Annotated in this window: 7 protein-coding genes; 3 read left to right on the plus strand and 4 right to left on the minus strand. The window is 73.3% G+C overall.

From position 1 onward, the window contains the following. Both ACFXPK_RS31065 and ACFXPK_RS31070 read left to right on the plus strand, forming a co-directional pair. A partial coding sequence (locus ACFXPK_RS31065; RefSeq protein WP_385080465.1) for a winged helix-turn-helix domain-containing protein occupies positions 1-474 on the plus strand: 474 nt, incomplete at its 5' end. Further along, positions 474-1946, plus strand: coding sequence for a sensor histidine kinase (locus ACFXPK_RS31070; protein ID WP_385080467.1), 1473 nt, complete (start codon positions 474-476; stop codon positions 1944-1946). The genes ACFXPK_RS31065 and ACFXPK_RS31070, both read left to right, overlap by 1 nt. A 72-nt stretch (positions 1947-2018) precedes the next feature. On the opposite strand, the gene ACFXPK_RS31075 is transcribed toward ACFXPK_RS31070, so the two are convergent. The 4 genes from ACFXPK_RS31075 to ACFXPK_RS31090 form a co-directional block, all read right to left on the minus strand. Continuing rightward, positions 2019-2738 (minus strand): class I SAM-dependent methyltransferase, encoded by a 720-nt coding sequence (locus ACFXPK_RS31075; protein ID WP_385080469.1) that lies wholly within the window; start codon positions 2736-2738, stop codon positions 2019-2021. A gap of 97 nt (positions 2739-2835) precedes the next feature. Next, positions 2836-5298: a SpoIIE family protein phosphatase gene (locus ACFXPK_RS31080; RefSeq protein WP_385080471.1), complete on the minus strand. Its 2463-nt coding sequence runs from the start codon at positions 5296-5298 to the stop codon at positions 2836-2838. Between the two features lie 135 nt (positions 5299-5433). Then, positions 5434-7947, minus strand: coding sequence for a DHA2 family efflux MFS transporter permease subunit (locus tag ACFXPK_RS31085; protein ID WP_385080473.1), 2514 nt, complete (start codon positions 7945-7947; stop codon positions 5434-5436). A gap of 253 nt (positions 7948-8200) precedes the next feature. Continuing rightward, positions 8201-8647, minus strand: a complete 447-nt coding sequence (locus ACFXPK_RS31090; protein ID WP_385007634.1) for an SRPBCC family protein — start codon at positions 8645-8647, stop codon at positions 8201-8203. Between the two features lie 139 nt (positions 8648-8786). Here ACFXPK_RS31090 and ACFXPK_RS31095 point away from each other — a divergent pair, with 139 nt between their 5' ends. Then, positions 8787-9869, plus strand: coding sequence for an Rv2578c family radical SAM protein (locus ACFXPK_RS31095; protein ID WP_385080475.1), 1083 nt, complete (start codon positions 8787-8789; stop codon positions 9867-9869). Positions 9870-10012: the final 143 nt, after the last annotated feature.

The following is a 10012-nucleotide window of genomic DNA, read 5'->3' on the forward strand; positions in this document are numbered from 1 at the left end:
CCGCAGGAGTCCGCGCCCAAGCGCGGAGCGGCGGCAGCCCGCGCCGCCGCGCAGGCCCGCGCCGCCGCGCCGCCCCGGGAACCCGCGCCGGGGGCCGGGGACATGCCGCCCCCGCCGTCCGCCGCGGGCGCGCTGATCGTCGACCGGCGGACCCGTCAGGTCTGGATCGGCGAGCGGTCGGTGGTCCTCACCCCCAAGGAGTTCGATCTGCTGGCCCTGCTGACCGAGGATCCCGGGGCGGTCTACTCGCGCCAGCAGATACTCGACCGGGTGTGGGACCCGAACTTCCACGGCCCGACCAAGACCCTGGACGTCCATGTCGCCACGCTCCGGCGGAAGTTGGGGAACCCGGCATGGATCCAGACACTGCGCGGGGTAGGGTTGCGGCTCGCCGTGAGGACCGATCCGCACCAGGAGCACCAGGGGCGGGCCGGCGCCGAGCACGCCTTCGACCACCCGGGGTCACGGTTCTGATGACACAGAGACTGCTGGTCAGCTATCTGACCCTCGCCGCCCTCGTCCTGATCTGCCTGGAGATTCCGCTCGGCTACGTCTACAGCGCCGCCGAGCGCGAGCGCGCCACCAACGCGGCCCACGAGGAGGCCGAGTCGATCGCGGACTACGCCTCGCTCTCACTGGCCTACGGCCGCCCCGAGGAGCTCGCCGCGCAGGTCACCGCCTGCGCCGAGCGCATCGGTGGCCGGGTGCTGGTCGTGGACCCCGCGGGCGCCCCGCTCGCCACCTCGCACCCGCTCGACGCGGAGGAACGGGCCGGTCTGGCGAAGCGCCCCGAGATCTCCGCCGCGCTGCTCGGCGGCAACGGCGCCGATGTGCGGACCTCCTCGATCGGCGGGGTCCACTGGCTCTCGGTGGCCGTCCCGGTCCGGCACGGGGCCACCCTCCAGGGCGCCGTACGGCTCATCGTCCCGACCGACGCCGTCGCGCGCGACGTCCACCAGGTGTGGCTGGGCCTCGCGCTCGGCGGGGCAGGGGTACTGCTCGCCGTCGGTACGGTGGCGTTCGCGCTGGCCCGCTGGATCGGCGGGCCCATCCGCGAACTGGAGCGCGCGGCCCGTACGTTGGCGGGCGGCAGCCTGACCACCCCGGCGTCCGTCACCTCGGGCCCGCCCGAAGTGCGGGTGCTGGCGGCCACGTTCAACCGCACGGCGGCCCTGCTGGAGCATCTGCTCGCCTCCCAGAGCGCGTTCGCGGGCGAGGCGTCGCACCAGCTCAAGACACCGCTCGCGGCGCTGCGGCTGCGCCTGGACAATCTGGAACCCGATGTACCGCCGCATCTGCGCGCCAACCTCAACGCCGCGATGACGGAGACCGAGCGGCTGGCCCGCATGGTCGAGGGGCTGCTCTCGCTGGCCCGGATGGAGGAGACCGCGCTCACCCCCGAGCCGGTCGACCTGGACGAGGCGGCGGCGGAGCGCGTCCACGCCTGGAACGGACTCTACGAGCAGCACGGCGTACGGCTGCTGCTGCTCGGCGACCCGATCGGCCGGGCCCTGGCCGTGCCCGGGGCGGTGGAGCAGATCCTGGACAATCTGCTCTCCAACTCCCTGCGGGTGGCGCCGATGGGCAGCACGGTCACGGTGTTCCGGCGGCTGCGCGGCAACGGCGCCGAACTCCATGTCGCCGACCAGGGTCCCGGGATGACCGCGGAGCAGCGGCGGCGCGCCTTCGACCGGTTCTGGCGGGCGCCCGACGCGCCCAAGGGCGGTACCGGGCTCGGGCTCGCCCTGGTGCAGCGCCTCACCCTGGCCAGTGGCGGCGAGGCGCTGCTGCTGCCCGCGCCGGGCGGCGGCCTGGAGGCGGTCATCCGGCTCCAGACGCTGACGCCCCGGCGCGCCGGCGGGTTCCCGTTGCCCATCCCCCACCCGCGCCGCCGTCCCACGGTCGGGGCGAGGGCGGGGGCCGGGGTGGGCGCGGGCGACGCCTGACCGGTCCCGTACCGCCGCACCGTCACCCCGTACGCCCGTACCCCTGTACCGGCGCTCCGGTGCGGCCCGCGGTCACCGTCCCGCGAGGACGAACCAGCGTGCGGGCAGCTCGATCCGGGTGCCGTCGGCGAGGTGCTCGGTCTGGGGGAGCGCGGTGTCACCGGCGTCGAGGATCTCCAGCCCGGCCGCGCGCAGCAGTTCGGGCACCTCCTCGTCGGTCACCCCGGCGGGTTTGAGTCCGTGGTCGAAGACGCGCCGCAGCTTCCGCGGCGGGCCGCCGGGGCCCTCCACCGCCCCGCGCAGCACCGTCTGGGAGGCGGGGGTCAGTTCGGCGACGAAGGCCCGGCCCCGGGAGCCGATCAGCTCCGCGACGGCCTCGGCGACCGCGGGCCGGTCGTGCGGGTCGCTCTGGTGGATCACGGCGCGCAGGTAGACGTTGCTGTCGCCGGTGCGCTTGTGCAGCGCGCGCACCGCGTCGTGGTCGACCAGGTCGAGCTGTTCGAACTCGGCCGTCCCCGTCGGGTCGGCGCGGCGCGCGTGTTCGACGGCCGCGTGCGAGAGGTCCACCCCGATCGCGCGGGCGAAGCGGGTCGCGAGGTAGCGCGTCTGGGTGCCGTTGCCGCAGCCGAGGTCGACGACGGGCAGGGTGGCGTCGGCGTACGGCAGGAGCAGCGCGCTGTGCGGGGCGGAGCTGAGCGACGGGTCGCAGTCCCAGATCGCCTCGCCCGGCGCGTCGGAGGTCTCCCGCCAGTAGCCTTCCCAGGATTCACGGTAGCGCGACGAGACATCCATGTCGGTCCCTCCCCCTGCACGACTCACCGGGCGTGAGCCGTCGCACTCCGGAGTACTGCCCGTGGGGCGGGAGAGGCAAGAGTGCCCGGTGTTTCCTTCACCCGCTCTTCGCACGGCGGCACACCGTGTGCGGAAGTGCCTGCTCGAACCAGACCGTCTTGCCGTGGGCCGAACTGCTGCTGCCCCACTCGCGGGCCAGCGCGCTCACCACCCGCAGTCCGCGGCCGAACTCGTCCGAGCGGCCCGCGCCGAGCAGGGTGGCGGGCGCCGGTTCGTCGTCGAGGACCTCGCAGAGCAGGGCGTCGGTACGGACCAGCCGCAGCCCGACCCGGTGCGAGCGGGCGTGGCTGACGGCATTGGTGACCAGTTCGCTGACCATCAGTTCGGCCGTGTCCACCACCGTGGCGGGCAGGCCCCAGCCGAGGAGCCGGTCGCGCACCAGCCGCCGGGCCCGTCCCACCTCGCGCGGGTCCAGGGCGAGTTCGTACTCGGCCACGTCGTCGGTGGGGATGCCGTTGAGCCTGGCCATCAGCAGCGCCACGTCGTCCTTGCGTCCGTCGCGGGTGTTCAGCGCGCGGATGATCGTGTCGCAGGCGTCGTTCATCGAGGCGGCGGGGTGGGCGGCGGAGGCGCAGAGCGCCGCGAGTCCGTCCCCGATGTCCTCGCCGCGCACCTCGACCAGGCCGTCGGTGCAGAGCACCAGCCGGTCACCGGGGCGGATGCGTACCGTCGCCGTCTCGAAGGCCACACCGCCGACGCCGATGGGCGCACCGGTCGGCACGTCCAGGACCTCGCTGCTGCCGTCCTCGGCCCGTACGAGCACCGGCGGGATATGGCCCGCGTTGGCGATCTGGACCTCGGAGCGGATCGGGTCGTACACCGCGTACAGGCAGGTCGCCAGGTACTGTTCGCCGAGCCGCTGCGCCAGGTCGTCGAGATTGCGCAGCAGTTGGGCGGGCGGCATCTCCATGGTGGCCATCGTCTGCACGGCGGTGCGCAACTGGCCCATCATCGCCGCCGAGTTGAGGCCGTGGCCCATCACGTCCCCGACGACCAGCGCCGTACGCGACCCGGGCAGCTTGACCGCGTCGAACCAGTCGCCGCCGATCCGGCCGAGCCGGGTGCCCGGCAGATAGCGGGTGGCGATGTCGCATCCGGCCATGCGCGGCGCGACCTGCGGCAGCATGCTGTCCTGGAGCGTCTCGGCGACGTTCTCCTGATAGGTGTACATACGGGCGTTGTCGAGGACGAGCCCGGCGCGGGCGGCGAGTTCGGCACCGGTCGTCCGGTCCATGGCATCGAACGGCTCGCGCTCGGGCCGCCGCATCAGCACCATGAAGCCGAGCACCACGTCGCGCGCCTTGAGCGGGACGAGCAGCATGGAGCGGTGGTTGATGAGGGGCCGCAGATCACGCTTCTCGAACTCGCCCGAGATCCGGTTGCCCTGCTCCTCGCTGATCCGCGGGATGAGCACGGGCTCGCCGGTGACCATGCACTGGAAGAACGGGGTGTGTTCGGGGAAGGCGATGGCCTCGCCGACCGGGACGGTGTCGTCCCAGCGGCCCGGTTCGTCGTTGTGTTCGACCCAGACGCGGTGCCAGACGGTCGTGACGTCGGGCGGCCCGTCGGGGAACCCCTCACCGGCCAGGACGGCGGCGCGCAGATGCGTACCGGCGAAGTCGGTGAAGCGGGGCACGGCCGCGCTGGTGACCTCACGGATGGTCCTGGCCAGGTCGAGGGAGCTACCGATCCGTCCGCTGACCTCGTTCAGGAATTCGAGGCGCTCGCGCACCTCGGCGTACTCCAGGTCGAGTTCGGGGCGGGGCGCCGCCCGCCGCCGGTACGGCTCCGCGGCCGACGCAGGCTCGGCGCGCCCGGGGCGGTCGGGGGACCGTTTCGGCACGCCCCAGTCCGGGGTGACGGGGACCCGCTCCTGATGGCTGAACTCCAGTACGGGGTAGCCGAGTTCGAGGATCTGGGAGACGATGCGGCCGGCCGCGGCCGGTCCCATGTTCGGCAGGATGTCCGGCAGCCGTCCGGCCAGCCGGTCGGCGTCCGGGAACTCCGTGTGCAGCGCGAAGGCCGGGGTGATCCGCAGCGCGCCGCCGTCCGGGTCGCCGGTGGCCCCGCCGTCCGCCGCGCGGAACTGGGCCGCGTCGGCGGCGAGTACGAGATGGCGCCCGGGGCCGGGACCGACCAGCGGATAGGCCCACCAGAGCACGTCGAGCCTGCCGCGCCCCGGCTCGGAGAGCTTGGCGCACCCGGCGGTCGCGTAGGAGCCGAGGGTGTGCAGTCCCGGGCCCAGTTCGTCCTGGCCGTCGCGGCCGTCCCAGGTGCCGTGGGCCACGCTCGGCTCGTCCGGTGCGAGGGCCCCGGCCACCGGCATGAGATCCGCCGCGGGCCGGCCCACCGCCTCGTCCCGCGTGGGCCCGAACAGCCGTCGGGCCCCGCTCGACCAGTGCGACACCAGGCCGTCGCCGTCCACGACGACCACGGCGAGCGGAATCCGGCCGGCCGCCGCGAACTGCTCGGGCGGCCCAGGCGGAATACCCCTGTCCATGGGTGGGAGGCTCCTTCCCTGCCGCCAGGATCCGCGGCTCCGCCTTCCACGGTACGCACTTCGGCACAGGTTGCGCCGGGCAATGAACTAATCGGTAACGCGCCCGCGCACAACCCCTCGTCGGCTGAATTCCGGTCAGTCCTCGTGGCCGAGCTGGAGATCGCGTTCGGTACGTCCGCCGCCCGCCATCCGGAGCACGGTGGCGACCGGGGGGTAGCCCGCGGCGATGACCGTGTACTCGCCCGAGGAGAGATCGACGAAGCGGAAGGTGCCGTCGGCGCCGGTGGTGAGGGTGTCCACCACATTGCCCGCCGCGTCGAGCAGGGTGACCCGGGCGTCCTCCACGGGACGGCCGCCGCCGGCCCGTACGGTCCCCCGCAGCACCGCCCCGCCGGCCAGCTCGATGTCCTGCCGGGTCTCCCGCGCCGCCTGCACGGTGACGGGGAGCGCGGCGGGCCGGAAGGCGGGGGCGCTCGCGGCGAGGGTGTACTCGCCCGCCACCAGCTCCGAGATCACATAGCCGCCCTCGCGCCCGCTGCGGGTGGTCGCCACGACGTCCCCGTGGACGTCCGTGAGGGTCACGGCGGCGTCCCGTACGGGGGTCCCGTCGGCGGTGACCACGGAGCCCGCCAGCCGCCCCGCACCTCCGAGCACCACGTCCAGCTCGACCGGGCGTTCGCCGACGGTCACCGTGACGGCCTGCGGCTGGTGCCCGCCGGCCGCCGCGATCATCACGTACGAGCCGGCCCCGGGCACGCTCAGCGCGTACCGCCCGTCGGCGCCGCTCGCGCCGCGCCCGATCTGGTGCCCCTGGACGTCGATGAGGGTGAGCGCGGCGCGGGGCACGGTGGAGCCGTCGGGGTGCTGGACGGTGCCGAGGACCGCCACACCGGGGACGTACACGGCGGGCGCCGCCGGACCGTACGCCGAGGGCGCGCCCGGGGTCTGCGGCGCCCCCTCGGCGGGCCGGGCCTCGCGGGGCAGGGGGACCGCGGCCGGCCCGGCGGCGGTGGGCTCGGCGGCGGAGGCGTTCTGGGACACCAGCGGTTTCTCCTTGAGGAAGAAGGCGGTCAACAGGCCGAGCGCGAGCACCGGCACGAGGTAGAGGAAGATCCGCGGCATGGCGTCCGCGTACGCCTGGACGTAGCCGTCACGGAGCGCGGGCGGCAGGGCGTGGACCATCTGCGGGGTGATCGACTCGGGGCTCGGCAGTCCGGCCCCGGGCGGGACGCGGTCGGCCAGCGCCCCGGCGAGCCGGTTCGCGAAGAGCGCGCCGAAGACGGCGGCGCCCACGCTGCCGCCGATCTGCCGGAAGTAGTTGTTGGCGCTGGTGGCGGTGCCGAGGTCGGCGGGGCGTACGGAGTTCTGCACGGCCAGCACCAGGACCGGCATCACCAGACCGACCCCGAGCCCGAGGACGGCCTGCGCCACCCCGCAGGCGAAGCGGGAGGTGTCGGCGTCCAGCCGGGACAGCAGCCACATGCCGACGACCGCGAGCGCGGAGCCGGCCACCGGGTAGATCTTGTAGCGCCCGGTACGGCTGACGAGCTGCCCCGCGACGACGGAGGAGCAGACGATGCCGCCCATCAGCGGCAGCATCAGCAGCCCGGACTCGGTGGCGCTGGCCCCGTCGACCATCTGGAGGAAGGTCGGCAGATAGCCGGCGGCGCCGAACAGCGCCACGCCGGCGATCGCGCCCAGCACTCCGGTGACGTTGAAGACGGAGTCGCGGAAGAGGCGCGGCGGGATGAGCGGTTCCACGGCGAACCGCTCGACCACCAGGAAGAGCAGTGTGCTCACCGCGGCGCCCGCGGCGAGCCCGAGGATGACGCGGGAGCCCCACGCGTACTCCGTACCGCCCCAACTGGTCAGCAGCACCAGGCAGGTGGACGCGGCGGCCAGGAGCAGCGTGCCGAGGACGTCGAGCCGGGCGCGGGCGGCGGGTCGGGGAAGCTTGAGGACCACGGTGACGACGGCGAGGGTGACCAGACCGAAGGGCACGTTGAAGTAGAAGCACCAGCGCCACGAGGCGTGGTCGGTGAAGAAGCCGCCGAGCAGGGGCCCGGCGACGGAGGCGAGTCCAAAGGCGGCGCCGATGAGCCCCATGTACCGGGCGCGCTGCCGGGGCGGGACGATGTCCGCGATGATCGCCTGGACGCCGATCATGAGTCCGCCGGCGCCCACCCCCTGGAGGGCGCGGAAGGCGATGAGCTGGTCCATCGTGCGGGACCAGCCGGCCAGCGCGGAGCCGATGACGAAGACGACGATCGCGAACTGGAAGACGCCCTTGCGGCCGAGGAGGTCGCCGAGCTTCCCGTAGACGGGCAGGCCGATCGTGGCGGTGAGCAGATAGGCGGTGATCGCCCAGGACATCCGGTCCAGGCCCTGGAGTTCGCCGACGATCTTCGGCAGCGCGGTGGCCACGATCATCTGTTCCAGCGAGGCCAGCAGCAGCGCGAGCATCAGGCCGAGGAAGACCAGCCGGATCCGGCGGGGGCTGAGCGGGGCGGCGGGGCCGGTCCCCGGGGCGGGGGTGTCCGGTGCCGTGCCGTACGGGGCGTGGCGCCCTTCGCCGGGCCCGCCGCGGGCGGCCCCGCCGTCGGGTCCGACGACCGGTCCGCCTTCCGTCACCAGAGTGGTCCCACCCACGTACCGCTCCCCTCGTCACACCTGCGCGGCGCCATTCTTCGCATTGGCCGCCAAGCAGGAGCAAGCGGGAGGCTCTCCCCCGAAGAGGAGTGTGACGGGGGGAAGTTGAGGGGAAAAGGTGGCAACGGGTCGCTCATCAGGGGCTTTCCCGCGACGCCGCGCGCCGGGGGCGCACAACCGCGCCGCGGGGAAGACCACTCGAAACGGTGAGCCCGGGAATGCCCGAGCGGACCCGGTGCCGGGCCGGGCGGGGTCAGCCCTTCTCGGTCTCCGTGGCGAGCTTGGCCAGCAGCTCGTCGTAGATACGGGCGAGGCCCTTGGGGGCGAAGGTCCGCTCGAAGAAGCCGCCGATGCCGCCGGCGCCGTTCCAGACGGTGGAGACGACGGCCTTCGAACGGCCCTCCCCTGCCGGGGTGACGGTCCAGGTGGTGACCATGGAGGAGTTGCGGTCCTTCTCGACCAGCCGGCCGTCGCTGGGCTCGGTCACCTCCAGCAGGCAGTCGCGCACGCGCTTGCTGGTGGCCTGAAGACGCCAGTGGACGAGGGTGCCCTCGCCGTCGCCGCCCTCGCGGACCTCGTACTCGCTGAACTGCCCCGGAAGGAGCTTCGCGCGGGTGTTCTCGTAGTCGGCCAGAGCATCGAACACCGTCTCCGGGTCCGCCGCGATGATTCGCTCCGTCGTGGCCTCGACCTGCGCCATGGCTCTTCCTCCAGCACTCGGTTCTTAAGTGGGGTGCGGCCACCCAACCACCCCCCGGCACGCCCGCCCAAATCCGGGTCGGAAGCGATCAAGGGAACAAGTGTTCTATTCTGGCGCCAGTGCTACCGAGGAGGCACCCATGCGCTGGGACAATCTGGCCGAAAGCCCACCCGACACCCCGGGGACCGGAACGCCCGGGCCCTCCGGGGCACCGGGGCCGCCGTACGGGGAGATCGCGCTCTTCGGCACGGACGCGGTGACCACCCGCACGTTCGACACCCCCGAGTTCCGGGGCATCACCTTCCATGAGATCCGCGCGCGTTCGATCGTGAACCGGGTGCCGGGCGCGTCCCGTATGCCGTTCGAATGGACCGTGAACCCCTACCGGGGCTGCACCCACGCCTGCGTCTACTGCTTCGCCCGCAAGACCCACAGCTATCTGGATCTGGACACCGGACTGGGGTTCGACTCACAGATCGTCGTCAAGGTCAACGCGCCGGAGCTGGTACGCCGCCAGCTCGCCTCCCGCCGCTGGCAGGGGGCGCACATCGCGATGGGGACCAACGTCGACTGCTACCAGCGGGCGGAGGGGCGCTACCGGCTGATGCCGGGCATCATCGCGGCGTTGCGCGACCGCGCGAACCCGTTCTCCATCCTCACCAAGGGCACCCTGATCCTCCGCGACCTCGATCTGCTCCGGGAGGCCGCCGCCGTCACCGACGTGGGGATCTCCGTCTCGGTCGGCTTCACCGACCAGGAGCTGTGGCGCACGGTCGAGCCCGGCACGCCCTCCCCCGAACGCCGCCTCGACGTCGTACGGGCCCTGACCGGCCAGGGCATCGACTGCGGGGTGCTGATGGCCCCGGTCATCCCCTTCCTCGGCGACCGCCCCGAACAGCTCAGGGAGACGGTGCGGGCGATCGCGGCGGCCGGGGCGGCCTCGGTGACCCCGCTGGTGCTGCACCTGCGGCCGGGGGCGCGCGAGTGGTTCATGGCGTGGCTGGGGGAGCACCACCCGTATCTGGTGGCCCGGTACGAACGGCTGTACGCGGAGGGCGCGTACGCCCCGAAGTGGTACCAGCGGCGGATCACCCGTCAGGTCCACGAACTGGCCGACGAGTTCGGCATCGGCCCGGCGGGCCGGGGCGCCGCGCGCCGCATCCGCCCCGCACCGGAGCCCGCCCCGGCCGACCCGGGGTCGACCCAGCTCACGCTGCTGTGACCGGGCCGGGCCTTTCGGACACGCCCCGGCACGCCCTGGCCCGCGAGCCCTAACTTGATCTTTAACCTCGAGGTCCGAACGGCTCGTCGTACTTGATCACTCGGACTGGTAACTGCGGTACATGCGGGCGGCCTTCGGCTGAG

Origin of the sequence: Streptomyces sp. NPDC059142 (genome assembly GCF_042755665.1) — a bacterium.
Classification (GTDB): domain Bacteria; phylum Actinomycetota; class Actinomycetes; order Streptomycetales; family Streptomycetaceae; genus Streptomyces.

What these genes read in the sequence shown, in the direction of transcription:
- ACFXPK_RS31070 (WP_385080467.1), top strand. Translation starts at nt 474, where the DNA reads ATGACACAGAGACTGCTGGTCAGCTATCTGACCCTCGCCGCCCTCGTC.
- ACFXPK_RS31075 (WP_385080469.1), bottom strand. Translation starts at nt 2,738, where the DNA reads ATGGATGTCTCGTCGCGCTACCGTGAATCCTGGGAAGGCTACTGGCGG.
- ACFXPK_RS31080 (WP_385080471.1), bottom strand. Translation starts at nt 5,298, where the DNA reads ATGGACAGGGGTATTCCGCCTGGGCCGCCCGAGCAGTTCGCGGCGGCC.
- ACFXPK_RS31090 (WP_385007634.1), bottom strand. Translation starts at nt 8,647, where the DNA reads ATGGCGCAGGTCGAGGCCACGACGGAGCGAATCATCGCGGCGGACCCG.
- ACFXPK_RS31095 (WP_385080475.1), top strand. Translation starts at nt 8,787, where the DNA reads ATGCGCTGGGACAATCTGGCCGAAAGCCCACCCGACACCCCGGGGACC.